This is a genomic window from Pseudomonas sp. L5B5 (assembly GCF_020520285.1).
Taxonomy (GTDB): Bacteria; Pseudomonadota; Gammaproteobacteria; order Pseudomonadales; family Pseudomonadaceae; genus Aquipseudomonas.
In genome coordinates, this window is the sequence record NZ_CP084742.1 from 462,312 (window position 1) to 487,528 (window position 25,217).

The following is a 25,217-nucleotide window of genomic DNA, read 5'->3' on the forward strand; positions in this document are numbered from 1 at the left end:
AGGTTCAGGCGATCGCCAGGCGCAGCGAGGCGCGACTGAGGGCGGCGCTCAAATCCAGCACGAAACGCATTTCAACGGCGCTCAACAGGCCCCGTGCATAAAGGCGGCAGCCCAGCCGGGCGAGGACCCGGGCGCAGGCGCACAGGCCGCAGACCAGCAGGGCCTGGAGGCCGCGTTGCAACGACGAAAATGGCTTGAGGTACATGGCGATGCTCCTTTTCGGGCGAGCCGTGTCGCCGTCGGCACGGCGCTGGCCGCGCCGACGGTGGCGTCAAGGGTCTCGATCACAAGCGACCGCCACGGGCGGCCGCGCCACGTTTCAGGCTGTTAGAACCACTGCTTGAAGCGGCGGATGTACAGGGTCTTCATGGCTTGGGCGACCACGCAGTAGCTGAGCAGGGTGCCCACCAGCCAAGGGAAGTATTCCCAGGGCAGCGGCACCAGGCCGACCATGCTGCCCAGCGGCGAGAAGGGCACGTAGATCCCCAGCGCCATCACCAGCCCCGTGGCCAGCATCACCGGCAAGGCCGCGGTGCTCTGGATGAACGGGATCTTGCGGGTGCGCAGCATGTGCACCACCAGGGTCTGGGACAGCAGCCCCTCGATGAACCAGCCGGACTGGAACAGCGCGGCCATTTCCACGCTGTTGGCGGCGAACACGTACCACATCAGGGCAAAGGTGGTGATGTCGAAGATCGACGAGGTCGGCCCGATCCAGATCATGAAGCGCCCGATGTTGTTGGCATCCCACTTGCGTGGTTTGGCCAGGTATTCCTTGTCCATCTTGTCCCAGGGCAGGGCCAGCTGAGAGAAGTCGTACATCAGGTTCTGCAGCAGCAGGTGGATCGCCAGCATCGGCAGGAAGGGGATGAAGGCACTGGCTACCAGCACCGAGAACACGTTGCCGAAGTTCGAGCTGGCGGTCATGTTCAGGTACTTCATGATGTTGCCGAAGGTCTCGCGGCCCTTGATCACCCCTTCTTCGAGCACCATCAGGCTCTTTTCCAGGAGGATGATGTCCGCCGATTCCTTGGCGATGTCGGTGCCGCTGTCGACCGAGATGCCGACGTCGGCATCGCGCAGGGCCGGGGCGTCGTTGATCCCGTCGCCGAGGAACCCCACGGTGTGGCCGTTGGCTTGCAGGGTCTTGAGCACGCGCGACTTCTGCAGCGGGGTCAGCTTGGCGAACACCGTGCGTTCTTCCACCAGCCGGCCCAGGACGTCATCGTCCATGTGCTCGATCTCGCGGCCCAGCAGCGGCTCGCCCACTTCCAGGCCGACCTCGCGGCAGATCTTGGCAGTGACGATGGGGTTGTCGCCGGTCAGCACCTTGACTGCCACGCCGTTGTCACGCAGGGCGGCGATGGCCGGGCCGGCGGTTTCCTTGGGCGGATCGAGGAAGGTCAGGAAACCCTCGATCACCAGTTCGCGTTCATCGCTGGCGCTGTACTGGGTTTTCGCCTGGCCCTTGGGCAGTTCCCGGGTGCCCACCAGCAGCACGCGGAAACCATCGCGGTTATAGCCTTCGGCCAGGTGCAGCAACTGCGCCCGGCGCTCGGCGTCCAGCGCCACGGTGATGCCGTCCTGGCGTACCTGGGTGGCGGTCTCGAGCATTTCCTCGACGGCGCCCTTGCACACCAGCAGGTGCTGGCCCTGGGCATCGGCGACGATCACCGACAGGCGCCGGCGCACGAAGTCGAACGGCAGCTCATCGACCTTGCGCCAGGCAGCGGGCGGGGTGAAATGCCGGTTGTCCTGGGCGAAGGCCACTACCGCACGGTCCATGAGGTTCTTCATGCCGCTCTGGTGGTAGCTGTTGAGCCAGGCCAGTTGCAGCACCTGGTCGCAGCGCTGGCCATCGATGCCTACATGGTGCTCGAGGATGATCCGGTCCTGGGTCAGGGTGCCGGTCTTGTCGGTGCACAGTACGTCCATGGCGCCGAAGTTCTGGATCGCGTTGAGGCGCTTGACCACTACCTTGCGCTTGGCCATGGCCGCGGCGCCCTTGGCCAGGTTGGCGCTGACGATCATCGGCAGCATTTCCGGGGTCAAGCCGACGGCCACCGCCAGGGCGAACATGAAGGCATCGGCCCAGTCGCCCTTGGTGAAACCGTTGATCAACAGGACGATGGGTACCATCACCAGCATGAAGCGAATCAGCAGCCAGCTGACGCTGTTGACCCCGCGATCGAAGGCGGTCTGCGAGCGCGAGCCGACGATGGAGCGGGCCAGGGAGCCGAAGTAGGTACGCGCACCCGTGGCCACCACCACGGCGGTGGCAGTGCCGCTGACCACGTTGGTGCCCATGAAGCAGATGTTGGGCAGGTCCAGCAGGTCTTGCTGGTCGGCGGCCTGGGCGTTGGCGGATTTCTCCTGGACGGCGCCCAGGGTGTCGTATTTCTCCACCGGCAAGGCTTCGCCGGTGAGCACTGCCTGGCTGATGAACAGGTCGCGGGATTCGATCAGGCGGATGTCGGCGGGGATCATGTCGCCGGCCGAGAGCTGGATGATGTCGCCCACCACCAGGTCGCGCATCGGCACTTCGCGGACCCGGGCCTGCATGCCCATCTGCTCGCGGCGCAGGACCGCGGCGGTGGTGCGGACCATGGCCTTGAGGGCCTCGGCGGCCTTGGCCGAGCGGTGCTCCTGCCAGAAACGCATCAGGCCGCTGGCCAGGACCATCACCAGGACGATGATGACCCCGGTGAGATCGGTTTCTTCGCCGGCCTGCAGCGGCAGCCAGAAGTCGGTGAAGAAACTGATACCGGTCAGGGTCATCAGCACATAGATGAAGGGGTTGTTGAAGGCTTGCAGCAATTGCACCAGGGCGTGCGGTGGACGGTCGTGGGCGACCTCGTTGTGGCCGTCCCGTTGCAGGCGGCCCTCGGCATCCAGTTCGGTGAGGCCGGCGGTGGTGGAGTTGACGTTGGCCAGGGTCACGGCCAAGCCGTTCTGGGCTTCGCGGGCGGCACGCATCGACAGTTTGTGGCTATCGCTGGTGGCGCTGGTGTTGCGGGAAGTTGTGATCTTTACAGTCATGGGTGTGTGCTCCTGCCGCTTGCTGACGGCGCGACACACGAGCCACTCAACTAATCAAAGGCGAGCGAAAGTATGTCGAACCGCAGGTTGGCGATCGATTTTGATCTGGGCGTCTTTCAGGATTTGATGTTCGCTGCCCGCGCAATGAAGTTGCAGGGGCAGCGAACCTACTACTGGCCTCTTCCATAACTTTCTCCGGTATCTTTATTAACTTTAAGGCGGCAGGGTTCCGACAAGTTCCTATGTAAGGAAGTTGTCTCTGGATAACCAATGGTTATCGTTTTCTGGAACTTAGGTGCGCGCCCCGAGATACAGGCCGAAGATCAGACCGGCCTGCTGCAGGAACAGGGCCGCGCTCCGACTCTGCGGGTCCTGGCTATCGTCGAAGCTCCAGCGCTGTTGCAGCTGGCCGGTAGCCGGGCACACGCGCCAGTTGGCCCGCAGGGAGGCCGCGTGGGCAGGCATGGCGCAGGAAAAGGGCGAATGGGCCCGGGCCTTGGGCTCAGGGCGCAGCTTGACCCGCATGGTCGCGGCGAAGGCGCGGACCCCGGGCATTACAGAGGAGGTGAAGATCATAACGTTTGCCTCGCGACCGGACTGGCTCCGGAGGAGGCAAGTTACGTTGGAGCGTCAAGCTCTAGCGCAGCTTACCCGACCGTGGAGTCGAGTCCCGTCTTGTTCAGGGTTAAGTGCCTGGCGGTGCCCTGGGGCCGCGACCAGACAGCGTCTAGATACTGTGTCCATTGGCTTCTTTGGTGAGTTGAAAAAAGGGCCGGTTTGACCGGCCCGCGCAATTTACTCAGGGCGCCTGCATGAGTCAAGTTCAAATTGCCCGGAAGTGGATGATTGATGATGAAGTTTTCAGCTGAGGTTCAGCCAGGAGGGAAGTAACTTGTAGGGTTGGTTATATGTACGGCGGATAAATAAAAAGTGCCCATGGCTGAAAGCATCATGAGCACTTGAATACAGTATGACCGCCAAGGCATCAGTTCAGCAGATGCTGGGAAATGTCCTTGTAAGTTGCACTATCGGTGGCGGCCATCAGTTGCCGGCCGTCCTTGAAGGTGCCGATGAACGTCACTTCGTTTTCGGTACCGGCCATCAGGTAGCCCGCAAGTGCGCCCACCGGACCCAGCAGCATGGCGCCGGCCAGCCCATAGCCCAGGGCGTCCCGGTTGGTCACGGGGCTTTCGCTGGCGATTTCCAGGGACTGGAACGCCGATGCCTTGACGTCGACCCCGGAGCTGTTGAATACCGTCTTGAGCCTGAAGGTACCGTGCCGGTACTCACCGGTGCCTTGCAGGAAATCACCCGATAAAACCTCGATCTTTGCCATGTTGAATCATCCTTATCCAAGCATAACCAGACAGGCCATTGAGCTCGTCGCCATGGAGAGCGTCAACGGGGTTGCGATGAAGGGCACTACCATCAGTCAGCAGCCCTCGTGAATCCAGCCTCGGCCAGTACTCCGCTGGCGATGCTGATCCAGATCAGGGCTGTGAATGTTTGTAGCAGCCAGGCGACCAGTGCCCTGGGGCTTCCGACCAGTGGCGGGGCTGGCGGCAGGGGAAGGGGACGAGCGGTGTGAATAGCCAGTGGCCGGCCATCACCTTGCCGTCACCCACGGTGCCTGTATTACCCTGCGCCTCTGACCGTCGTTCTTCCTCGGGTTCCTGGAGCCGCCATGCCTCGCTTCGCCGCCAACCTCAGCCTGCTGTATCCGCAACATGCCTTCCTCGATCGTTTTGCCGCAGCCGCGGCCGATGGTTTCAGTGGTGTGGAATACCTGTTTCCGTACGACCATCGTCCCGAGGTGCTCAAGCAGCACCTGGACGATCACGGGCTGCAGCAGGTGCTGTTCAACGCACCGCCGGGTGACTGGACGGCAGGGGAGCGCGGCACGGTTTCGCTGCCCGGGCGCGAGCAGGAGTTTCGTGCAGGTTTCGCCCGGGCCCTGGAGTACGCCGCGGTGCTGGGCAGCCCACGCATCCACGTGATGGCCGGGTTGCTGGCCGACGAACGCCAGCGAACCCGGCACCACGAGGTCTACCTGGAGAACCTGGCCCACGCCTGTGCCCAGGCCGCCGAGTTGGGCATCACGGTGCTGCTGGAGCCGATCAATACCCGGGACATGCCGGGGTTCTTCCTCAACCGCCAGGACCAGGCCCAGGCCATCCGTCGGGAACTGGGGGCCAGCAATCTCAAGGTGCAGTTCGATTGCTACCACTGCCAGATCGTCGAAGGCGATGTGGCCACCAAGTTGCGCCGGGACCTGGCCGGCATCGGCCACATCCAGATCGCCGGGGTGCCGGACCGGCATGAGCCGGACCTGGGGGAGCTGAACTATCCCTACCTGTTCCAGTTGCTGGATGAGCTGGGGTATGCCGGCTGGGTCGGCTGCGAGTACCGGCCCCGTGGCGACACCAGCGCCGGCCTGCAATGGCTGCGGGACTGGCGGGCGCGTTGAGGGGCTGGTGGCGCAGCGCTGAACGCCTGCAGCCGCGATTCCCCCTCCAGGACCTCAGGCGGCTCTGAGCAGGCGCTTGAGCAGGCGGGTCAGGGGTTCCCGGGCCTTGCGGCTCTTGAACAACGAGGGGATATGTCGCAGGAAGTGCTGCCAGGGATAGCCGCCGGGGGTGCGGTGGGTGGACAGCAGGTAGTCGTGCAGCGCCAGGGCCGACTCGCGGTTGTAGGCCCACAGCAGCTGGCCTTTGTACGGCACGGCATAATAGGCCTCGGTCGGCCAGTTCAATGCGTGCCGGCCCTGGTAGTCGCAGTGTTCGCAATGGATCGAGCCCAGGTCCAGGCCGTGGTTGCGGTACCAGTAGCGTGGCTGTTGCCATTGTTCGGCACGGTAGCCCTCGGGCAGTTGTTGCAGGCTCTGCAATGGGTCGCCATGCAGGCCGGGAAAGTACAGGGCGTAGTGGCGGTAGTGTCCGCAGCTGTCTTGCTCCTGCCAGTACTCGAGCAGCGGGTGGGCCTGGAACCCCGCTACATCGGCCTTGCGTTCGATGGTCGCCGCCACCGGGAATTCGAAGCTGGCCCGGGCCGCGCAGTGCGGACAGGTGAGCGCCAGCTGATGGGGCATGGGGGTCCATGGATAGAGACGAGTCATGTGCGTCTCAATCTGCCTGCAAGCGTGGCCGGTCGATGTTCCAGCGCTGCTTGAGCTGCTGCAGGCTGCCATCTTGCTCCATCGCTTGCAGGGCCTGTTGCCAGCGGGCGACCTGGGCGGGATCGACCTTGGGCGAAAAGGCGATATAGGCATCCTGCTGCATCAGGGGGATCTGGTAACGCAGCTGTTCCAGCGCCATGCCCTGCTCGGCGGCGAAGGTGCCGACGCTCATGGTATCGGCGACCACGTACTGCACACGGCCGATCTGCAGCAGGCGCATCATGATCTCCGGGCTGTCCACGCCCCACAGGTTGTCCAGGCCCTGCTGGCGCAGGACGCTGTAGACCAGCCATTTGCGCGGCACCGCAATCTGGCCCCGGGTCTGGCGCAGGTCGCTGACCGGGGTGTCATCGCTGCTGCGGGTGTAGAGGGCGGTTTCGGTCTGCATCAGCGGGCCGACCCACTGGTAGCGGGTTTCACGCTCGGCCGTGCGCAAAATGGTGAACACGGCGGTGTCGGCGTCCTCGCTGGCATCGCGCAGCGCCCGCAGCATCGGCCTTTGCTGCACCTGGATGCGATCACCGCTGCGCTGGGCCAGGGCCTGCACCACATCGACGCCAAAGCCTGCCATGCGCTCGCCTTGCTGGAAGTGCAGCGGCGGATGGTTGTCGGTCAGCATGCGCAGTTCGCCCGCGTGGGCCGCAAGGCTCAATAGCGGCAACAGTGCCTGCAGCATCCATTTCATGCAGTGCCCTTGGAGTTTCAAAACGCAGAGCTTAGTACGACTGGTTGCCGCCTGTCGCGATAAAAGCTGCCGGCTCTGTGCCAGGCTTCAGAGGGCGATTCCCTGGGCTTTTTTCGTCGGGATATCGCTGAAAACACGCCACTGCAGTTATTCTTGCGCCGCCTTTTCAGAATGGAATCGACCCATGTTCGCTCCCCTTGTTCGTCCCTTGCGAGCCTCTGGCTTGCTGTTCGCGGTCCTGGCCTGTTCCCAGGGCGTGCAAGCCAGCAGTTTCGACTGCGCCAAGGCCGCCAGTGCCAGTGAAAAGGCCATCTGCGCCGACGCTTACACCGCCAAGCTGGACAGCCGGCTGGGCAAGGCCTGGACGGCGACTCTGGGCGAGGCCAAGGACCCCAAGGCGCTGCGCCTGGGCCAGCGTGAATGGCTCAAGCAGCGCGACCAGTGCCAGGCTGATCTGGGCTGCCTGCGCAGCCAATACCTGAGCCGCCTGATGGTGCTGCGCCATGTGAATATTCCGTTCAACTGGCAAGGCACCTGGCAGCGGGTCTCGGTCAGTCCGTTCTACGGCGGTGAGCTGGTGATCCGGCACGCCGGCGAAGAGAGTCTGAGCTTCGATCTGTCGGCCATGGGGGGCGCCAATTCCGGTGCGCTCGCAGGCAAGCTGGAGCTCAAGGACGGTGAAGCGCGCTACGGCGTCGATGGCTGCGCGTTGCGCTTCACCCCGCGCAACGGCCTGTTGCAAGTGACCCAGGAGGGCGACTCCTATGCCTGCGGCGCCGGTTCGGGGGTGTATTACGACGGGCTTTACGTGGCCTCCCGGCAGATCCTGGAGAATCAGTACGATTTGCTGTCCACCGCGCTGGTGCGCACCGAGGAGGAAGACCAGCGAGCCCGGAAGCTGTTGAAAAAGGACTACCAGACCCTGCTCGACAGCGGCTCGGCGTTCTCCCAGGACACCTCGGCCGAGCTCAAGGGCGCCGAGGTCACCGATATGTGGCTGCGGGGGCTGGCCAATACCAATGCGGCGATTTTCGTGCGGGGAGCCCAGGGGCAACTGTGGGTCGCGCTGCTGGCGGTGGTGGGGCCCAAGGATGAAGTGCGGGTGCGCTACTACACCACCGAGCCCGAGTGGAAGCACAGCCTGCCGGACGTGGTCCAGACCTGGTACGAGGCGCGTACCAAGGGCAAGCGCCTGGCGCTGGACATGATGCCCTGAACCCGGCGCCGGGGGATTTCCTCGCACGGATGCTGAAGCCTGCCTGCGCAGCTGCTAGAGTCTCGCCCCTGGCAGCCGGATGCCCGGACCTGCCGGACAAATTCCAGCGGTTGGTGACGCGAAGCCCGCGAGAGCGTCTACGACTAGTGCAAGTGACACTGCCGCCGCCGTTATCGGCGCCTGGCACTTTGAAATTGGGAGAATCTGTATGGTCATCAAACCCCGCGTTCGCGGCTTTATCTGCGTGACGACCCACCCGGTCGGCTGCGAGGCCAACGTCAAGCAACAGATCGATTACGTCACCCGGCAGGGCGCCATCGACGCAGGGCCGAAGAACGTGCTGGTCCTTGGTGCGTCCACCGGCTACGGCCTGGCGGCGCGGATCACAGCAGCCTTCGGTTGTGACGCCAATACCCTGGGCGTGTTCTTCGAGCGCGGCAGTGCCGACGGCAAGCTGGGTACCGCCGGCTGGTACAACAGCGCGGCCTTCCACAAGTTCGCCGAGCAAAAGGGCCTGTACGCCAAGAGCATCAATGGCGACGCCTTCTCCGATGCGGTCAAGGCCGAAACCATCGAGACCATCAAGCGCGACCTGGGCAAGATCGACCTGGTGGTCTACAGCCTGGCCGCCCCGCGCCGCACCCACCCCAAGACCGGTGAAGTGCTGAGCTCGACCCTCAAGCCCCTGGGCAAGTCCGTGACCCTGCGCGGTGTCGATACCGACAAGGAAATCGTCAAGGAAACCACCCTGCAACCTGCGACCCAGGAAGAGATCGACGGCACCGTGGCGGTCATGGGTGGTGAAGACTGGCAGATGTGGATCGACGCCCTGCACGAGGCAGGCGTCCTGGCCGAAGGCGCCAAGACCACCGCCTTCACCTACCTGGGCGAGAAGCTGACCCACGACATCTACTGGAACGGTTCCATCGGCGAAGCCAAGAAGGACCTGGACCAGAAGGTCATCGGCATTCGCAAGGAACTTTCGGACCTGGGCGGCGATGCCCGGGTATCGGTGCTCAAGGCCGTGGTGACCCAGGCCAGCTCGGCGATCCCGATCATGCCGCTGTACCTGTCGCTGCTGTTCAAGGTGATGAAGGAGCAGGGCAGCCACGAAGGTTGCATCGAGCAGGTCTACGGCCTGTACAAGGACAGCCTGTACAACCCGAACCCGATCATCGACGAAGAAGGCCGCCTGCGCGCCGACTACAAGGAACTGCAGCCTGAGGTCCAGGACCGCGTGAAGCAGCTGTGGGACGAAGTCACCAGCGAAAACCTGTACCAGTTGACCGACTTCGCCGGCTACAAGCAGGAGTTCCTGCGCCTGTTCGGTTTCGAGATCGACGGCGTCGATTACGAAGCCGATGTCGATCCGGACGTGAAGATCGACAAGCTGGTCCAGCTGTAACCGCACTGCCCGCGTGACCCAACGCCCCTCCATCGTGAGGGGCGTTGTCGTTCATGGCTCAGGCCAGCTTCACGTTCATGGTGATCTGCGCCGTGAACATCGCCTGTTGCTCGCCATCGAAGGCCGTTACCGCCACCACCTTGTCCCCGGCGCTGGACCAGTCCACCGCGCTGCCGTCGGCCACTGCCCGGATATCGCCCTTGGCCTTGGCCAGGTAGGCGACGGTCATGCCCTTGGGAATCCACCGTGCGCCCACGGGAATCGACACATCGGTCATGACCCCGGCCGCCAGCTCGGCGGCATTGCACAGGGCGATGGCGTGCACGGTGCCCAGATGGTTGGTGATTTCCCGGCGAAACGGTACCCGCACCTGGCAATGGCCGGCCCGCAACTCATCGATCAAGGGCGCGATGCTGGAGAAGTAGGGCGCCATCTGGCAGGCCATCTGGGTGAATTTTTCCGCCCCGGCGGCGTTGAACATGCTGAGAACCTGACTCATGAGAATTGCCTCGGTGTGTTAGGGGGGAGAAGGTTTACAGAATAATATTCTGTAAAAGAACAATATTCTGTAAAAAGAAAACCTGTCAAGCTACGGGCCTTGGCAGGCCGTTGAAAAACATGGCAACGCAGGTGGTTTTTAAACGGCCTGTTAGGCTCGTGCCTGCCCCATCCATTGACCCTGCAAGGAGCCAGATCCCCCCATGCCGGATACCGATCTGCTGGAACGCTGCTACCCGGGCCGTCGCGCCGAACTCAAGCGCACCATCCTCCAGCAGGCCCTGGGCTGCTTTAACCGGCTGGGCCTGGAGGCCACCACCATCGAGATGATCCGTGCCGAATGCGATACCAGCGTCGGCGCGATCTATCACCATTTCACTAACAAGGAAGGCCTTGTCGCCGCGCTGTTCTTCGCGGCCCTGGACGACCAGGCTCAATTGCGCGACAGCTACCTGGACCAGGCGCAGACCCTGGAGCAGGGCGTCCAGGCCCTGGTGCACAGCTATGTGGACTGGGTCGACGCCCAGCCGGAGTGGGCGCGGTTCCAGTTCCATGCGCGGTTTGCCGTGACCCGCGGACCCTTCAGCGAGGCGTTGGCCGAGCGCAACCGCACGCGCAACCGCGGCTTGCTGGAGTGGCTCAAGGCCCGCTCGGCATCGGACGCATTGCCAGCCTTCCCAGCGGAGCTGCTACCGTCGTTGATCATTGGCCAGGCCGAAAGTTATTGCCGGGCCTGGCTGTCGGGACGGGTCCAGGGTCGCCCCCGCGAGTACCGTCAATACCTGGCCGCCGCGGCCTGGCGCTCCATCAGCGGCCAGTAGCGGTCAGGGGCAAGTGCGCAAGATTGTTCAAGCCAGAGTCGAGCTGGGCTGGCACAGTCAGGTTTCTTCATTTGCGTGCAGGGTTCCATGTCCAGCGTTCTTCTTCCGCGCACCGCCTTCATCCGCGGCGCCATCGCCATCATGCCGTTGTCCCTGGCTACCGCGCCCTGGGGCTTGCTGGCAGGTTCCATGGCCATCGAGGCCAATCTCACGCCGTTGCAGGCCCAGGGCCTGTCGAGCATCGTCTTCGCCGGGGCCGCGCAACTGGTGGCCATCGGCATGCTCAAGGGCGGGGCAGGGATCTTCTCGATCCTGCTGACCACCTTGCTGCTCACCTCCCAGCACTTGCTGTATGGCATGAGCATGCGGTCGGTGATCGCCCCCTTGCCTGGGCGCTGGCGCCTGGGTTTGGGATTTCTGCTCACCGACGAGCTGTTCGCCCTCACCAGCGCCCATGACAAGCAGCAGTTCGATCGCTGGTATGCCCTGGGCGTGGGCCTGACCTTCTACGTGGCCTGGAACCTGTTTACCCTGCTGGGCATCGTGCTCGGCAAGAGCATTCCGGGGCTGGAACACCTGGGCCTGGATTTCTCCATCGCCGCCACCTTCATCGCTCTGATCACGCCCCTGGTACGCAACGTGCCGACCGTGGTGTGTGTCGCGGTGTCGCTGTTCTGCTCGGTGCTGCTGAGCTACTGGCAGTGGGGTTCGGCCCTGGTGATCTCGGGTCTTGCGGGGATGACTGCAGGCTTTGTCTGCAACAAGCTGTATCGGGGGCGCGCATGATGGTCTGGGCAGTGATTTTCGGCATGGGCCTGCTGGTCTTTCTCAACCGCTACGTGTTCCTCGAGCCACGCCTGCCGCTGCGCCTGAGCAGCAATGCCCGGCAGTTCCTCGGTTTTGCGGTGCCGGGCATGCTCACCGCGATCTGCGGGCCGATCGTGTTCATGCCCGACCACCAGTTGAACCTGCACTGGGACAACCCCTACCTGCTGAGCTCCCTGGTGGCCATCGCGCTGGTGATCTACACCCGCAATACCTTGCTCAGCATGCTGTTGAGCATGGGGTTCTTTTTTCTCCTGCGCTGGTGGCTGTAAAGGCCGATTGCGGTAGCCTGGGCGACTTTCGGCCCAGGCCGACCTTCAACCGCAATGGAAGCAACGGATGAGCGACTTTCCCCACGATATCGACCTGGACGCGTTCTGGGATCACGACCTCAGTGCCAAGATCAGGCAGCCTGCGCCCAGCGATGAACTGATCGCCCAGGTGCAGCAACTCCTGGGCTACCGCTTGCCGGCGTCCTATGTGGCCTTCATGCGCCGTTACAACGGCGGTTACCCGAACCTTACGTGTTTCCCCATGGGGGACGATCACTGCGATATCGACAGCTTCATCAGCGTCGGCATCACCCCGGGCCGTTCCCTGGGAGGGCAACTGGGCAGCCGTTTCAGCATCGAGGAGTGGGGTTACCCGGACCTCGGCGTGTACATCTGCGATTGCCCGTCCGCCGGCCATGACATGATCGCGCTGGACTACCGCGCGTGCGGCCCCGAGGGTGAACCCCGGGTGGTGCATGTGGATCAGGAAGGCGACTACGAGGTGACCGTCCTGGCACCGGACTTCGAGACCTTCGTCCGTGGCCTGGTGTCCTGGGAGGTCTACGACACTTCCGAGCAGGACTACCTGGATGACCTGGACAAGGTGGCCAATGCCGAGTTCTCGCCGATGCTGGCCGAGCTGCTGGAGCACTTCGCCCTGGTGCCGGACCTGGGCCCGCGCATCCGCCACATCGCCCTGGGCATCGTCGAGGACAAGCGTTACTTCGCCCTGCATGCCGACCCGCTGTCGCAGTTGCTGTACGACCTGCAGTTCTGGCTGTACCAGAACCAGCATCCGGTGACGAGCGAGGAGCAGTACCTGCAGGTCTACAGCGAGATGATCGCCTTCGCCAGGGGGTTCGGCACCGGCGGTTATGCCCCGGGCTTCATCAGCGACTGGTGGCGTGCACGGGTGGCCGGCGGCCAGTTGTGCCAGGGGGATGGCGGGTTTGCCTTCAGCGCCGGTCATCGCCAGCAACTGCTCGAGCAACTGGCGTCTTTCCCTCCCGAGCCCCCTGCGATCCAGGAGCAGCCATGACCGAGGCGTCGATCCGCATCACCGGCGAGCAGACCCTCTCCGACAACTGGTACCTGCTGAAAAAGTACAGCTTCGAGCTGCGCCGGCGCGACGGCAGCTGGCAGGCCCAGACCCGCGAAGTCTATGACCGGGGCAATGGCGCCACCATCTTGCTGTACAACCTGGAGCGGCGCACGGTGCTGCTGACCCGGCAGTTTCGCATGCCGGCCTATGTCAACGATCACAGCGGCTACCTGATCGAGACCGCTGCCGGACTGCTGGACAACGCCAGTCCCGAGGTGCGTATTCGCCAGGAAGCCGAGGAAGAAACCGGCTACCGGGTCGGCGAGGTGCAGAAGGTCTTCGAGGCCTTCATGAGCCCGGGTTCAGTGACCGAGCGGGTGCACTTCTTCATTGCCCGCTACCAGGCCGAGGACCGGATCGACGAAGGCGGCGGCCTGGAGCACGAAGGCGAGGACATCGAGGTCCTGGAACTGGATATCGACCAGGCCCTGGGCATGATCGACAGTGGGGACATCGTCGACGGCAAGACCATCATGCTCCTGCAATACCTGCAGCTGCAGGTGCTCAAGCCCCGCAGCCTGATGGTGCTGGTGGCCGGCCCTTATCGCTCCGGTACCGGTGACGATCCTGCGCTGCTGGCGCGCAACGTGCAGGCCATGGAGCAGTGCGCCGCGCAGGTGCTGGCGGCCGGGCACTTTCCGCTGCTGGGCGAATGGGTGGCGTTGCCCATGACGCGCCTGGCCGGTTCCCTGGCGGTGGGCGACGAGGTCTACCAGGCGCGGTTCCAGGCCTACGCCGAACGCCTGCTGCAGCGCTGCGATGCGGTCCTGCGCATCGGCGGGCCCTCGGCCGGATGCGACGCCATGCTCGAGCAGGCCCGGCGCCAGGGCCTGGTCATCTATCACGGGGTCGAGCAATTGCCGGTAGTCGCCGTCGAGGGCACCTGAAGCGCACCGAGTTTTCCCACCACCATGCTGGCGGCGCCCGGGTTCATCCCGGGCACCGCAGGCCGCCGCCCATTCGTGCATTACCAGGTACGCAGTGCTTGCCAGGGCCCTGCGGGAAAATACTGTCTATCGTCTATAGGCAAGCGGGAGCTTCGTCGAACGCCACGCGGGAGCCGCAGGGACGCGCCGGTCGATCTGTCGTCATGGCACCTGGAGCACTATGGAAAACCACGGTCCTGTTCTGCCTCATGGGCTCAGCCCCTCCAACCAGGCGCTGACCCGGGTCACGTTGCTCGGTTGCTGCGGGTTGCTACTGGCGCTGTTCCTGTTCACCGCGACGCTGCTGGTCTTCATCGCCCAGGAACAGAACCTCAGCGCCGAACAGCACCATCGGCTGGACATCGACAAAGCCCTGCAAACCCTCGCCAGCTCCACCGGTACCACCATCAAGGACTACGCCCTGTGGGGCGACGCCTACCAGAACCTGCACTTGAAGGTCGACCTCGACTGGGCCTTCACCCGGCAGAATTTCGGCCCGACCCTGTACCGCGACCTGGGTTTCGATGCCGTGTTCGTGATCGATGCCCAGGGAGCCACGACCTATGCGCTGGTGGCCGGCCAACTCGCCGCGGTGGATGCCCGTGCCTGGCTGGGCCAGCGCCTCGATGCCCTGGTGGAGCAAGCGCGCCAGACCCCGGCGGGCAACCCGGTCAGTCGATACGTATCCATCGGTGGCACCCCGGCCCTGGTGGCCGCCGATGTGCTGAGCCCGGGCAACGACCCCCAGGTGCGGGCCGATACGGGGCCGCAGTCGGTGGTGATCTTCGTTGCCCGGCTCAATCCGCCACGCCTGCTGGCGATGGGGCAGGGGTTGGAGATTCAGCAATTGCAGGTGGCCCCTGCGGGCCCGGCCACGGATCTGCCACGACTGGCCTTGCCCGACGGCGCCGGCTTCTTGCAGTGGCAGCCGGCCCAGCCGGGTCACCAGCTGTTGGTGCTGGTGATGCCGCTGCTGTTGCTGGTCGGATTGCTGGTGGGCGTACTGGCGGCCTTCCTGCTGCGCCGCACAGCGCTCGCGGCCCAGGTCATGGACCAGCAGATGCAAGCCTTGCAGAGCGGTCGCGCGGCATTGGCGGCCAGCGAGGCGCGCTTTCGCGATGTGGCCGAAGTGGCCTCCGACTGGATCTGGGAAGTGGATGCGAAACTGCGCCTGACCTACCTGTCCGAACGCTTCCAGGTGGTCACCGGGCTGTCGCGCGATGCAACCCTTGGCCAGCCGCTGGACGCCTTGCTGAGCAGTGAACAGGGAACCTTGTCGCAGTGGCTGGCGGCCCCTGATCGGCCCGCCCGGGCGGTGCTGCAATGCACTTACCAGGATGGCAGCCGGCAACCGCGGATTTGCCGCCTGGCCATGCGCGCCTTGCCGGAGGGCGGATTGCGTGGCACCGCCAGCGACATAACCGAGGAGGTCATGGCCCGTCGACGCATCGAGTACCTGTCTCAGCACGACACCCTCACCGGGCTGGCCAACCGTACGCGGATGCAGGAGTTCCTGGAGGGCAAGCTGCTGGTGTCGCCGCCCCTGCAGGAACCGCTGTTGATGCTCAGCATCGACCTTGACCGTTTCAAACCGGTGAACGACCTGCTGGGCCATGGTGCTGGCGACCAGGTGCTGCATGAGGTGTCCCAGCGCCTGTGCCGATGCCTGCGCAGTCAGGACCTGGTGGCCCGGGTCGGTGGCGACGAATTCGTGCTGGTGGTACCAGGGCATGTGACCCAGGTGGAGATCGAGGGCCTGTGCCGGCGGGTGATCGAGCACATTGACGCGCCGTTCTACGTGGCCGGCCATGAGGTGTTCATCAGCGCCAGCATCGGCATCGCCCGGGCCCCGGCGGATGCGATCCAGGCCGATGAGTTGCTGCGCCTGGCCGATATCGCCCTCTACGAGGCCAAGGCCGCAGGGCGCAGCACCTGGCGTTTTTATGCGGTGCAGATGAATGCCCGGATCGTCGAGCGTCGACGCCTGGAACAGGACCTGCGCCAGGCCATCGACCAGGGCCAGTTGCAGCTGCAGTTCCTGCCACGCTACCGCCTGGCCGACCGGCGACTGGTGGGCGCCGAGGCGCTGGTGCGTTGGCAGCATCCCCGGCACGGACTGCTGGGGCCTGAAGTGTTCGTGCCGATCGCCGAGGACAGCGGGTTGATCCTGCCGCTGAGCAACTGGGTGTTGCAGGCCGCCTGCCAGGCGGCGCTGGACTGGCCGCAAGCCCTGCCGGTGGCGGTCAAGGTCTCGTCCGCGGAGTTCCAGCGGGCCAAGCTGGTGGCACGGGTCAAGGCGGCGCTGGACCGCAGCGGCCTGGCGCCGGAGCGCCTGGAACTGGAGCTGACCGACAAGCTGCTGCTGGACGATCGCCGCCAGGTGCTGGACATCATGCGGGGGCTCAAGAGCCTGGGCGTGCGCCTGTTGATGGATGATTTCGGGACCGGCTACTGGGGCCTGCAGCATTTGCAGAGCCTGCCCCTGGACGGCTTGAAGATCGATCGCAGCTTCGTGGCCGGCCTGACAGGCGACACTGCCGGTCGCTCGATCATCCAGGCCATCATCGACCTGGGGCATGCCCTGTCATTGCGGGTGGTCGCCGAAGGCGCACAGAGCCTGGAACAGTTCGAAGCCCTGCGGGACATGGGCTGCGATGAGGTACAGGGGCTTTCCCTGGCCGAGCCGCTGACGGGCGAAGTGCTGGGCCGCCAACTTGCCGAGTTGGCTGGCGGCTGGCGGTCAATGCGCTAAGGCACCGCCACGGGCCCGCCGCGGGGCATCAAGCCAGGCTCGAAACCGGTTCGCCCTGGCGCAGCGGCAGCTCCACGCGAAAGGTACTGCCGCTGCCCACCTTGCTGCGGACGCTGATCCGCCCGCCGTGTTTCTTGACGATGCCATAGGACAGCGACAGCCCCAGCCCGGTGCCCTGGCCGATGGGCTTGGTGGTGAAGAAGGGGTCGAAGATCTTCTTCAGGTGCTGTTCGTCGATACCCGAGCCGCTGTCGCTCACCTCCAGCCAGACCCATTGCCCCTCCACACCCGTGCGCAAGGTGATGGTGCCGCGTTCCGGGCCGATGGCCTGGGCGGCGTTGACCACCAGGTTCATCACCACCTGGTTGAGCTGCGAAGGCAGGCATTCGATATCCGGCAACGGCTGGTATTGCTTGATCACGTCGGCCTTGTACTTGATCTCGTTGGCGACGATGTTCAAGGTCGAGTCAATGCCCTGTTGCAGGCTCGCCAGCTGCCATTGCTGGTCGGTATCGACCCGGGAGAAATTCTTCAGGTCCTTGACGATCTGTTCCACCCGCCCGATGCCCTCCTTGGATTCCCTGATCAGCAGCGGGATGTCCTCCTGGAGGTAATCCAGCTCGATGCTTTCGCGCAAGCTGCGCAGATGCTGGCGCACCGTCTCGTCGGCAATGGCTTCCTCGCTTTGCCGATAGGCGTTGAGCATCTGGTCGATTTGTCCGAGGTACCCGGCCAGGCTGCCCAGGTTGGAGGAGACGAAGCCAATGGGGTTGTTGATTTCATGGGCGACGCCAGCGGCGAGCTGGCCCAGGGAGGCCAGCTTCTCGGATTGCACCAGCTGGTTTTCCAGCTGCTTGCGTTCATCGATTTCCTGTCGCAGGGCCGCTCCGGCCTGCTCCAGGTCCGTGGTGCGCTGTTCCACCAAATGCTCCAGGTGATCCATTTGCAGTTGCGCCCGAGCGGTCATTTCCCATTTGCTGGTCAGGGTGCTGGCCAGTTGCTGGACTTCGATGTTGTCGAACGGCTTCTTCAGGATCAGCAGTCGGTCGTACCCCTGCAGGCGTTCCAGCAACTCTTCCCAGGAATAGTCGGAATAGGCGGTGCAGACCACCACTTGCAGGCGCTGGTCATGCTGCCAGAGCTGTTCGATGGTTTGCGCCCCGTCCCAGCCCTGGGGCATGCGCATGTCAACGAAGGCCAGGGCATAGGGTCGCTGCTGTTCCAGGGCCCGGCAGAGCTTGTCCAGGCCTTCCTGGCCGCCGTAGGCCGAGTCCAGTTCGAAAGCCTGCTGGTGTGTCTTGCCCGGGTCGCCGAACAACCGGCTTTCCAGGTCGTCCAGAACCTCGTTCTCGGCCTGGGCCGGACTCAGGATCTTGCGAAAATCCTCGTGGATCGATGGGGTGTCGTCGATCAGCAGGATACGGCGGTTGGTCAGCTCGTCCATCATTGGCCCTCGGCACTGATCAGGGGGATATCCAGGGTGAAGGTGGCGCCTGTCCCCGGACCATCGCTGTGCACGCTCAATTGCCCGTTCATCTCGACCGCCGCCAGGGCACAGCTGTGCAGGCCGAAGCCATGGCCCTCCTTGCGGGTGGTGAAGCCGTGGACAAAGATCCGGGTCAGGTTTTCCGGGGCAATCCCTTCGCCCTGGTCCTTGACGCTGATACGCAACGTCTGGCCATCGACCACATGGGCGCCGAGGGTCAGGTTGCGCGAGTGCTCATCCAGGCTGGACATGGCGTACTTGGCGTTGCTGATCAGGTTGATCAGGATCAGCAGCAGGCGGTGCTTGTCGCCCATGATCGGTGGCACATCGGTGTAGTCGCGGATCACCGTGACCTGGTGTCGGGTCAGCGCACCGGAGTTCATGCGCAGGGCGTCGTCCATCAAGTCGGCTACGCGCAGGGGCTCGATCAGGCGAGAAGCGCCGGCATAGGATTGCTGGGTCGCGACGATTTCCTTGATGTGGTCGACACTGCGGCCGAGCTGGGTCAGTTCCTCGCCCATGCCCTGCTGTTCGTCGGCAATGGCCTCCACCAGTTGGTTGAGATAGCCGGGAAGCATCTTGCCCTTTTCGTCTTCGGAAAAAAAACGCCCCAGGTCATCGCTGTGCTGGTTGACCAGCTGCATGGCCTTGCCCAGGCCCAGGGCCTTGCTGGAGCGCAGCTTGCGGCTGAGGATCTCGCTGGAGATATTCACGCTGTTGAGCACGTTGCCGACGTTGTGCAGCACATTGGTGGCGATCTCTGCCATGCCGGCCTGACGCGCGGTATCCAGCAGTTCGCTCTGGGTTTCCTTGAGTTCCCGGGTGCGTTCCTCGACCCGTTGCTCAAGGTGTTCGTTGACGCTCTGCAAGTCGGTGTTCACCTTGCGGATCACCGCATAGCTGCGCATGAGGCGCAGGGCCAGATACAGGATCAGCAGCACCAGCAGCACCGAGAACACCAGCAGGTACTGATGAGCCTTCTGGTCTTGCAGGTCCGCCTGCAATTGGTCGCTGTTGAGCAGTACGGTGATGTCGTCCAGGCGTTCGGCTATGGGGATCGAGGTGATCCGATCCAGCAAGTCGTTGACGATCGGCTGTTCGCGCAGGATCACCGAGACGTGGCTACTGAGTATTTCCACCGGATCATGCATGGCCTGGGGCAAGCGCTCCTGGTTCACCGCCAGCTTGTTCAGCCCCACCAGGATGTCCGCTGCCTTGTCCTCGCTGGAAACCTGGGCGAACTCCAGGCTGCTGAGCAGCAGGTCATAGGTGTCGATCGCGATATTCTGCTGGGACATTCGCTGCTGGTCGTCGAGATCGGACAGTTGGTGCTGGATGTCATCCTCGGCGCTGGGCAGGAAGGCCAGGGAGTTGCGCAATACCGAATTGTGCGATTTGAAGCGTTCCACCAGCCCGGCCTTTTCCTTGAAGGCCTCGAGAAATGCAGCCTGGCTGGCTTGCCACGCTTGCTGGTTGCTGTGCTGCTGCTTCGAGAGCTGGTCGAATTGGTTCCACAGCATGTTGATCTGCTGCACCGGGGACACCAGTGGATCGTAGTTGTGGGTGATGGCGATCCTGGCCTTGAGCACTTCGGTTTCCCATTGGGCGTTCAACTGCTTGATATGCCCGATCAGGTCCCGGGACAGCGCATAGCTGGACGAGGGTCCCGTCACCATCTTGAGGTAGAAGAAACCCAGGGCCATGACCAGTCCCGCAGCCAGGAGGCCCAGCAATGTCGTGGGCAAGCGGCGAGTCAATTTCATAGTGGCTTGCCTTCCCATTCACCGGTCAGGGTCTTGAGAAACTTGACGATCAGGCTGGTATCCAGGGGATTCGGCGGGCGACCCAACTGGTACTTGAACATCACGTCCACCGCTTGTTCCAGGGTCTGGGCCGAGCCATCGTGGAAGTACGGGGCGGTGACCGCCACGTTGCGCAGGCTGGGGACCTTGAAGACATTGCGGTCCTGCTCGTCGCCAGTGATCAAAAAGCGACCCAGGTCGGCATCGGTGGGCGAACCCCGGGCAGCGAAATAGTCGCCCATCACGCCGAACTTCTGGAACATGTTGCCGCCGATATTGACCCCCTGATGGCAGGCGATGCAGCCGTAGTCCTTGAAGCGCTGGTAGCCGTATTTCTCCTCCAGGGTGAGGATGTCGGTATTGCCCAGCAGGTACTGGTCGAACCGAGAGTTGCTGCTCAACAGCGTTCGCTCGTAGGTGGCCAGGGCATCATGTACGTTGGCTGCGGTGAGGGCATCCGGGTACAGCTCGCCGAACGCCTGGCGATACCCCGGGTCCTGGCCCAGCACGCGAACCACGTCTTCCCAGTTGCCGCCCATCTCGATGGGGCTTTGCACCACGGCGTCGATCTGCTCCTCGAGGGTTTCGGCGCGGCCATCCCAGAACTGACGAAAATTCAGCGCTGCGTTGAATATGCTCGGGGCATTGACCCGGGTGACCTGGCCCTTGATGCCCGATGACTTGGGTTGCCCGTCGGCACCTCCCAGGTCCAGGCGATGGCAGCTGGCGCAGGAGCGGCTGTTGTCCACGGACAGGCGGGGATCATTGAACAACTGGCGCCCCAGTTCGACTCGCTGAGGGTCGAGGATGGGAGGCGGGGGCAGGGGCTTGAGCGGTTCGTCCAGTGGCGCGGCCTGGGCAGGCAGGCCTATGCAGGCCAGCAGCAGGCCGAACGTGACGTGGACAAGGCGTTGGCGCTTGGCCGGCAGGCACTCAGTGATCATGATCGGCCATCCATGGGTGCAACGCCTGGTTGTCGAGCAGGCGGGCGAAGTCTTCGGCCGGCAAGGCCTTGCTGAAATAGTAGCCCTGGCCTTCTTCGCAGCCTTGCAGATTGAGGTACGTCAGCTGTTGAGCGGTTTCCACTCCTTCGGCGATGACGTTCAGGTGCAGGCTGCGTCCCAGGTTGATGATGGCTGCGACCAGGGCCGCGTCACGGGGCTCGTGCTCCAGGCCATGGATGAAGGACTGGTCGATCTTCAGGACATCCACCGCAAACTTGCGCAGGTAGCTCAGGCTCGAGTAGCCGGTGCCGAAGTCATCGATGGCCAGGCGCACCCCCAGAGTCTTGATGGCCTGCAGCGTGGCCAGGGTCGCATCGACATTCTGCATCAGCACGCCTTCGGTGATTTCCAGCTCCAGCCATGTCGGGTCCAGCCCGCTGTCGTCCAGCAGTTGCTGGAGCTGCTGGAGCAGGTGTGGCTGCCTGAAATCGCTGGCCGAGAGGTTCACCGACAGGCGCATGCGGTCCAGTCCTGCCCGTTGCCAGGCACGGGCCTGGGCGATGGCCTCGCGCAGCACCCAGTGGCTGATGCGGTTGATCAGCCCGGTATCCTCGGCCACCGGAATGAACTGCGCGGGGCTGATCCAGCCTTCCCGCGGGTTGTACCAGCGAATCAGGGCCTCGGCCCCGACGATCTTGCCGGAGGCCAGATGAACCTTGGGTTGATAATGCAGCTGGAACTCACCCTGCTCCAGCGCCAGGCGAATACCCGATTCCAGGTGCTGCTGCTCCCGGGCCCGGTGAGTCATGTCCTCGGTGAAGAAAGCGTAGCTGCCCGGTGCCTGGTCCTTGCTGCTGCGCATGGCCATCTCGGCGTTCTTGATCAGGGCCAGGGCTTCCTGGCCGTCGCCTGGATACAGGCTGATACCCAGGCTGGTAGTGACCCGCAGTTCGTGCCCGGCGATGTCGTGGGCCTGGTTGACCAGGGCCAGGATTTTCTGGGCGATGCCTCGGGCATGGGCCGGTTGCAGGTCGGGGATCAACACCACGAACTCGTCGGAACCATAGCGAAAGACCGAGTCCGATCCGCGCATGCCCTCTTGCAGGCCCTGGGCGATTTTCTGCAGCAGCTCATCGCCCGCCGGATAACCCAGGGCATTGTTGATCCGCTTGAAACGGTCCAGGCCAAGGAACATCACCGCCAGTTCCTGTTCGTAGCGCCGGGCACGGGCCATGGCCTGGCCCAGGCGGTCGCCCAGCAGGGCGCTGGAAGGCAGTCCGGTGAGCAGGTCGTAGTGCAACAGATGGGACACCCGAAGCAATTCCGCGACCCGTTCTTCGATGGTGCGCTGCAGGTCGTCGAGCTTCTGCCGGGCATCCTGCGCCATCTGCCACTTCCAGGTCAGGGCGCTGGCCATCTGGCGGATCTCCAGGCTGTCGAAGGGTTTCTTCAGGATCAGCAACTGGTCGCTGAATGCCAGCCGCTCGGCCATGGCTTCCCAGGAGTAGTCGGAGTAGGCCGTGCACAACGCGATCTGCAGGGCCGGGTCGGCTTTCCAGAGACGCTCGATGGTTTCCAGGCCGTCCCAGCCGGGGGGCATGCGCATGTCGGTGAATGCCATGGCGTACGGCCGCCCATCCGCGACCGCTTGTTCGACCCGGTCCAGGGCCTCCTGGCCCTGATAGGCCGAGTCGAGTTCGAACGTCGGAAGGGTGGGGGGGCGGGTACCGAACAGTTCCTGCTCGAGGCTGGCCATGGGCGTCTGCTGGCTGGCGTCCGGGCAGAGAATCTTCCTGAAATCATCATGGATTTGCGGTGTATCGTCGATGATCAGGATGCGTCGGTTGGTCTGGGGGACCGTTAGCTTCATGCCTCATCCTCCCTGGAAAGTGGCGCTCCCTGGCGTCTTTCCTTGAGTAGCTGGGCCGCTTGCCGGGAGCTGACCGCTTCGCTGAAATACAGGCTCTGCACGCTCGGCAGCGTGCTGCAGGAGGGCTCGGCAGGAGGGTGGGAAGAAGGAGGAGCCCCTTCGGCGATGATGCCGATATCCAGGTCCCGGGCAAAGTTGACGATGGCCCGCAGGGTGTTGGCATTGCCTGCGTCTTCGGCTGCCCCCCTGATGAAACCATGGCCGAGCTTGAGATGATTGACCCGGTAGGTCTTCAGGTAATCGAATGAGGAATACTCGGTGCCGAAGTCGGCGATGGCGATCCTGACGCCCAGCTCGCGCAGTCGTGGCAATACATCATTACGGGACCACGTAGTCTGGGCCAGGGTCGCCTCGGTGACATCGAAACGCAGGTCCCAGGGGGCAAGCTCCCACCGCGCGGTGGCGCGCAATACCTCGTAGATGAGTTCGGGCCCGCTTTTGAGCTGGGCCAGGGAAATCTTGAGCGCCATTACCGGTGGCGCAACCCCTTCGACAGACCACAGGTGCATCTGCCGGCAGGCGTGGTCGAGTATCCAGCGCCCCAGCGCGATGATGGCTCCGGTCGTTTCGGCGGCGGGTACGAAATCGCCGGCCCGCAGCAGGCCGCGCCGCGGGTGATGCCAGTTGATCTGTGCCTCCATGCCCAGGACCTTGCCGCTTTGCATGTCCAGTTCCGGTGCGTACTGCAGTTCCAGCTCGTCGCCTTCGAGGGCCAATAGCAGCTCACTGGCGATGGCCATGCGTTCGGCCACTTCCTGGGTGATGGCTTGCGAGTGGAAGTGATACTGGTTGCGGCCCAGTTCCTTGGCGCGGTACAGCGCCATGTCGGCCTGGCTCAGCAGGTCGTCGGCGTCGAGGGTGGTGGCGCTGTAGCTGCTGATGCCGATGCTGACCGAGATGTGCACGGCATTGCCGGACAAGCTGTACGCAGCCACCAGCGCATCGCGGATGTTGGCGGCCATGGCAGCCGATTGGGTCGGGTCGCTGACGTCCAGTTGCAGGATGGCGAACTCGTCGCCACCCAGGCGCGCCACCACATCGTTTTCCCGCACCGTGAACCTGATGCGCCGGGCAACCTCCAGCAGCAGCAGGTCGCCCACCGGGTGGCCCAGGGTGTCGTTGATCCGCTTGAAATGGTCCAGGTCCAGGTAGAACACCGCGAAGGCTGCCGCGCCCCGGCGGGCTGCGGCGAACGTCTGGTGCAGGCGCTCGATCAGCGTGGCGCGGTTGGCCAGGCCGGTGAGCGCATCGGTCCGGGCCAGCAGCGCCATCTTTTCTTCGGCCAACCGGCGTTCGGTGATGTCGAGGATGATGCCTTCGATTTCCAGGAGCCGCCCATCCTCGTCGCGTACAGGGACATAGCGGTTTTCTACCCAGCGCCAGTCTCCTTGGCCGGTGCGCAGACGAAATTCGATCGAGGCGCCCAGTGCATGGCGGTCGAGGACTCGGGCCATGGCGGCATCGACATTGGCCTGGTCATCCGGATGGATCAGTTGCTGGGCCCAGTTGGTCGCGCTCACCAGGTCGTTTGCCCGATGGCCGTAGCGGGTGATGTTGTGGGAGATGTACATCAGCGGGAACGAGGGCTCGCCGCGCAGTCGGTAGAGAATCGTCGGGCTGTTCTGCACGATGATATTGGCGTCGGACAGCTCCCTGGTGCGCTCCTGCACCGCCTGTTCCAGTTCTTCCATCTTGAGCGCGGCGTCCTCGGTCATCTGCCACTTGACCGTGAGGGCGCTGGCCATTTGCCGGATCTCGATGGCGTCGAAGGGTTTTTTCAGGATCAGCAGGCGATCGTTCACCACCAACCGCTGGTCGATGTCCTCCCAGGAGTAATCCGAGTAAGCAGTGCATAACGCCACCTGGAGTTTCGGGTCGGCCTGCCACAACCGTTCAATGGTCTGCAGGCCATCCCAGCCCGGCGGCATGCGCATGTCGATGAAGGCCATGGCGTAGGGGCGCCCGGCAGCGAGCGCTGCTTCGAGCATTTCCAGGGCCTGGCGACCCTGGAAGGCCGAGTCCACGTCGAAGTCGATCGTCTGGTTGCCGGGCGAGGTGCCAAACAACAGGTTTTCCGTTTCATCCAGATCATTGCCTTGCCCTGTACCGGGACACAGGATCTTGGTGAAATCGTCGTGGATCGACAGGGTGTCGTCGACGATGAGCACGCGGCGATTGATTCGGGCCGATGGCGTGCTCATGCTGCAACGCTCGTCGAGGCACACAGGCTTGCCATCGGGATCATCCTTTGCCCCCTCCATGTACCTGCTCACTGGCCGTGTCACACGCGGCGTATGGAGCATAGTTAGTGGGCCGGGTTTTTGCCTGCCGCATCGACG

The 25,217-nt window shown here is 63.7% G+C and carries 21 protein-coding genes; 9 read left to right on the top strand and 12 right to left on the bottom strand.

What is annotated here, in order from left to right; translation table 11 throughout:
• Positions 1–4: 4 nt before the first annotated feature.
• The 4 genes from LGQ10_RS02090 to LGQ10_RS02105 all read right to left on the bottom strand — a co-directional run bounded on the left by LGQ10_RS02090 (position 5) and on the right by LGQ10_RS02105 (position 4,375).
• A complete protein-coding gene (locus LGQ10_RS02090; RefSeq protein ID WP_058433555.1) occupies positions 5–205 on the bottom strand; it encodes a hypothetical protein in 201 nt (66 codons plus the stop codon).
• A gap of 122 nt (positions 206–327) precedes the next feature.
• On the bottom strand, positions 328–3,039 hold the full coding sequence (gene mgtA, locus LGQ10_RS02095; protein WP_226524521.1) for a magnesium-translocating P-type ATPase: 2,712 nt from the start codon (positions 3,037–3,039) through the stop codon (positions 328–330).
• A 291-nt stretch (positions 3,040–3,330) separates the two neighbouring features.
• Entirely contained in the window at positions 3,331–3,615 is a 285-nt protein-coding gene (locus tag LGQ10_RS02100) for a hypothetical protein (RefSeq protein ID WP_226524522.1), read from the bottom strand.
• Between the two features lie 409 nt (positions 3,616–4,024).
• Positions 4,025–4,375 carry a hypothetical protein gene (locus LGQ10_RS02105; RefSeq protein ID WP_058433552.1) on the bottom strand — a complete coding sequence of 117 codons (351 nt, stop codon included), beginning with the start codon at positions 4,373–4,375 and terminating at the stop codon, positions 4,025–4,027.
• A 348-nt stretch (positions 4,376–4,723) separates the two neighbouring features.
• On the opposite strand from LGQ10_RS02105, the gene otnI reads away from it, so the two are divergent.
• A complete protein-coding gene (gene otnI, locus LGQ10_RS02110; protein WP_226524523.1) occupies positions 4,724–5,506 on the top strand; it encodes a 2-oxo-tetronate isomerase in 783 nt (260 codons plus the stop codon).
• A 54-nt stretch (positions 5,507–5,560) separates the two neighbouring features.
• Here the strand turns inward: otnI and LGQ10_RS02115 are convergent, their stop codons facing one another.
• Positions 5,561–6,154, bottom strand: a complete 594-nt coding sequence (locus tag LGQ10_RS02115) for a hypothetical protein (protein ID WP_226524524.1) — start codon at positions 6,152–6,154, stop codon at positions 5,561–5,563.
• A 7-nt stretch (positions 6,155–6,161) separates the two neighbouring features.
• Positions 6,162–6,899 carry a substrate-binding periplasmic protein gene (locus LGQ10_RS02120; protein ID WP_058433549.1) on the bottom strand — a complete coding sequence of 246 codons (738 nt, stop codon included), beginning with the start codon at positions 6,897–6,899 and terminating at the stop codon, positions 6,162–6,164.
• A gap of 184 nt (positions 6,900–7,083) precedes the next feature.
• On the opposite strand from LGQ10_RS02120, the gene LGQ10_RS02125 reads away from it, so the two are divergent.
• On the top strand, positions 7,084–8,115 hold the full coding sequence (locus LGQ10_RS02125; protein WP_226524525.1) for a lysozyme inhibitor LprI family protein: 1,032 nt from the start codon (positions 7,084–7,086) through the stop codon (positions 8,113–8,115).
• A 208-nt stretch (positions 8,116–8,323) separates the two neighbouring features.
• Positions 8,324–9,520, top strand: a complete 1,197-nt coding sequence (gene fabV, locus LGQ10_RS02130; RefSeq protein WP_058433643.1) for an enoyl-ACP reductase FabV — start codon at positions 8,324–8,326, stop codon at positions 9,518–9,520.
• A 58-nt stretch (positions 9,521–9,578) separates the two neighbouring features.
• Here fabV and LGQ10_RS02135 read toward each other — a convergent pair whose 3' ends face one another.
• A complete protein-coding gene (locus tag LGQ10_RS02135) occupies positions 9,579–10,019 on the bottom strand; it encodes a hotdog fold domain-containing protein (protein ID WP_226524526.1) in 441 nt (146 codons plus the stop codon).
• A 202-nt stretch (positions 10,020–10,221) separates the two neighbouring features.
• Between LGQ10_RS02135 and LGQ10_RS02140 the strand changes: the two genes are divergently transcribed.
• The 6 genes from LGQ10_RS02140 to LGQ10_RS02165 all read left to right on the top strand — a co-directional run bounded on the left by LGQ10_RS02140 (position 10,222) and on the right by LGQ10_RS02165 (position 16,716).
• Complete coding sequence (locus LGQ10_RS02140; protein ID WP_058433645.1) at positions 10,222–10,839, top strand: TetR/AcrR family transcriptional regulator; 618 nt, start codon at positions 10,222–10,224, stop codon at positions 10,837–10,839.
• An 87-nt stretch (positions 10,840–10,926) separates the two neighbouring features.
• Positions 10,927–11,625, top strand: a complete 699-nt coding sequence (locus LGQ10_RS02145) for an AzlC family ABC transporter permease (protein WP_226524527.1) — start codon at positions 10,927–10,929, stop codon at positions 11,623–11,625.
• A complete protein-coding gene (locus tag LGQ10_RS02150; protein WP_226526073.1) occupies positions 11,625–11,936 on the top strand; it encodes an AzlD domain-containing protein in 312 nt (103 codons plus the stop codon). The genes LGQ10_RS02145 and LGQ10_RS02150 overlap by 1 nt, the downstream gene beginning before the upstream one ends.
• Before the next feature lie 67 nt (positions 11,937–12,003).
• On the top strand, positions 12,004–12,975 hold the full coding sequence (locus LGQ10_RS02155) for an SMI1/KNR4 family protein (protein WP_226524528.1): 972 nt from the start codon (positions 12,004–12,006) through the stop codon (positions 12,973–12,975).
• Positions 12,972–13,925 (top strand): GDP-mannose pyrophosphatase NudK, encoded by a 954-nt coding sequence (gene nudK, locus LGQ10_RS02160; protein WP_226524529.1) that lies wholly within the window; start codon positions 12,972–12,974, stop codon positions 13,923–13,925. Before LGQ10_RS02155 ends, nudK begins: the two co-directional genes overlap by 4 nt.
• 220 nt (positions 13,926–14,145) lie before the next feature.
• A complete protein-coding gene (locus tag LGQ10_RS02165) occupies positions 14,146–16,716 on the top strand; it encodes an EAL domain-containing protein (protein WP_226524530.1) in 2,571 nt (856 codons plus the stop codon).
• A gap of 28 nt (positions 16,717–16,744) precedes the next feature.
• Here LGQ10_RS02165 and LGQ10_RS02170 read toward each other — a convergent pair whose 3' ends face one another.
• From LGQ10_RS02170 to LGQ10_RS02190, 5 genes are read right to left on the bottom strand one after another with little or no spacing between them, the layout of a single operon-like run.
• Complete coding sequence (locus tag LGQ10_RS02170; protein WP_226524531.1) at positions 16,745–18,160, bottom strand: ATP-binding protein; 1,416 nt, start codon at positions 18,158–18,160, stop codon at positions 16,745–16,747.
• On the bottom strand, positions 18,160–19,965 hold the full coding sequence (locus LGQ10_RS02175) for a DAHL domain-containing protein (protein WP_226524532.1): 1,806 nt from the start codon (positions 19,963–19,965) through the stop codon (positions 18,160–18,162). Before LGQ10_RS02175 ends, LGQ10_RS02170 begins: the two co-directional genes overlap by 1 nt.
• A complete protein-coding gene (locus tag LGQ10_RS02180; RefSeq protein WP_226524533.1) occupies positions 19,962–20,948 on the bottom strand; it encodes a cytochrome-c peroxidase in 987 nt (328 codons plus the stop codon). The genes LGQ10_RS02175 and LGQ10_RS02180 overlap by 4 nt, the downstream gene beginning before the upstream one ends.
• Complete coding sequence (locus LGQ10_RS02185) at positions 20,938–22,818, bottom strand: putative bifunctional diguanylate cyclase/phosphodiesterase (protein WP_058436331.1); 1,881 nt, start codon at positions 22,816–22,818, stop codon at positions 20,938–20,940. The genes LGQ10_RS02180 and LGQ10_RS02185 overlap by 11 nt, the downstream gene beginning before the upstream one ends.
• The gene (locus tag LGQ10_RS02190; protein ID WP_226524534.1) at positions 22,815–25,079 is read right to left on the bottom strand and encodes an EAL domain-containing protein; all 2,265 of its coding nucleotides are present in this window, start codon (positions 25,077–25,079) and stop codon (positions 22,815–22,817) included. Before LGQ10_RS02190 ends, LGQ10_RS02185 begins: the two co-directional genes overlap by 4 nt.
• Between the last annotated feature and the right edge of the window lie 138 nt (positions 25,080–25,217).

Bases quoted from the DNA above. Each gene is read 5' to 3' on its own strand.
- LGQ10_RS02135 (WP_226524526.1), bottom strand. From the start codon at position 10,019: ATGAGTCAGGTTCTCAGCATGTTCAACGCCGCCGGGGCGGAAAAATTC.
- nudK (WP_226524529.1), top strand. From the start codon at position 12,972: ATGACCGAGGCGTCGATCCGCATCACCGGCGAGCAGACCCTCTCCGAC.
- LGQ10_RS02105 (WP_058433552.1), bottom strand. From the start codon at position 4,375: ATGGCAAAGATCGAGGTTTTATCGGGTGATTTCCTGCAAGGCACCGGT.
- LGQ10_RS02145 (WP_226524527.1), top strand. From the start codon at position 10,927: ATGTCCAGCGTTCTTCTTCCGCGCACCGCCTTCATCCGCGGCGCCATC.
- fabV (WP_058433643.1), top strand. From the start codon at position 8,324: ATGGTCATCAAACCCCGCGTTCGCGGCTTTATCTGCGTGACGACCCAC.
- LGQ10_RS02170 (WP_226524531.1), bottom strand. From the start codon at position 18,160: ATGGACGAGCTGACCAACCGCCGTATCCTGCTGATCGACGACACCCCA.
- LGQ10_RS02165 (WP_226524530.1), top strand. From the start codon at position 14,146: ATGGAAAACCACGGTCCTGTTCTGCCTCATGGGCTCAGCCCCTCCAAC.
- LGQ10_RS02175 (WP_226524532.1), bottom strand. From the start codon at position 19,965: ATGAAATTGACTCGCCGCTTGCCCACGACATTGCTGGGCCTCCTGGCT.
- LGQ10_RS02155 (WP_226524528.1), top strand. From the start codon at position 12,004: ATGAGCGACTTTCCCCACGATATCGACCTGGACGCGTTCTGGGATCAC.
- otnI (WP_226524523.1), top strand. From the start codon at position 4,724: ATGCCTCGCTTCGCCGCCAACCTCAGCCTGCTGTATCCGCAACATGCC.
- LGQ10_RS02185 (WP_058436331.1), bottom strand. From the start codon at position 22,818: ATGAAGCTAACGGTCCCCCAGACCAACCGACGCATCCTGATCATCGAC.
- LGQ10_RS02120 (WP_058433549.1), bottom strand. From the start codon at position 6,899: ATGAAATGGATGCTGCAGGCACTGTTGCCGCTATTGAGCCTTGCGGCC.
- LGQ10_RS02150 (WP_226526073.1), top strand. From the start codon at position 11,625: ATGGTCTGGGCAGTGATTTTCGGCATGGGCCTGCTGGTCTTTCTCAAC.
- LGQ10_RS02115 (WP_226524524.1), bottom strand. From the start codon at position 6,154: ATGACTCGTCTCTATCCATGGACCCCCATGCCCCATCAGCTGGCGCTC.
- mgtA (WP_226524521.1), bottom strand. From the start codon at position 3,039: ATGACTGTAAAGATCACAACTTCCCGCAACACCAGCGCCACCAGCGAT.
- LGQ10_RS02090 (WP_058433555.1), bottom strand. From the start codon at position 205: ATGTACCTCAAGCCATTTTCGTCGTTGCAACGCGGCCTCCAGGCCCTG.
- LGQ10_RS02140 (WP_058433645.1), top strand. From the start codon at position 10,222: ATGCCGGATACCGATCTGCTGGAACGCTGCTACCCGGGCCGTCGCGCC.
- LGQ10_RS02100 (WP_226524522.1), bottom strand. From the start codon at position 3,615: ATGATCTTCACCTCCTCTGTAATGCCCGGGGTCCGCGCCTTCGCCGCG.
- LGQ10_RS02180 (WP_226524533.1), bottom strand. From the start codon at position 20,948: ATGATCACTGAGTGCCTGCCGGCCAAGCGCCAACGCCTTGTCCACGTC.
- LGQ10_RS02190 (WP_226524534.1), bottom strand. From the start codon at position 25,079: ATGAGCACGCCATCGGCCCGAATCAATCGCCGCGTGCTCATCGTCGAC.
- LGQ10_RS02125 (WP_226524525.1), top strand. From the start codon at position 7,084: ATGTTCGCTCCCCTTGTTCGTCCCTTGCGAGCCTCTGGCTTGCTGTTC.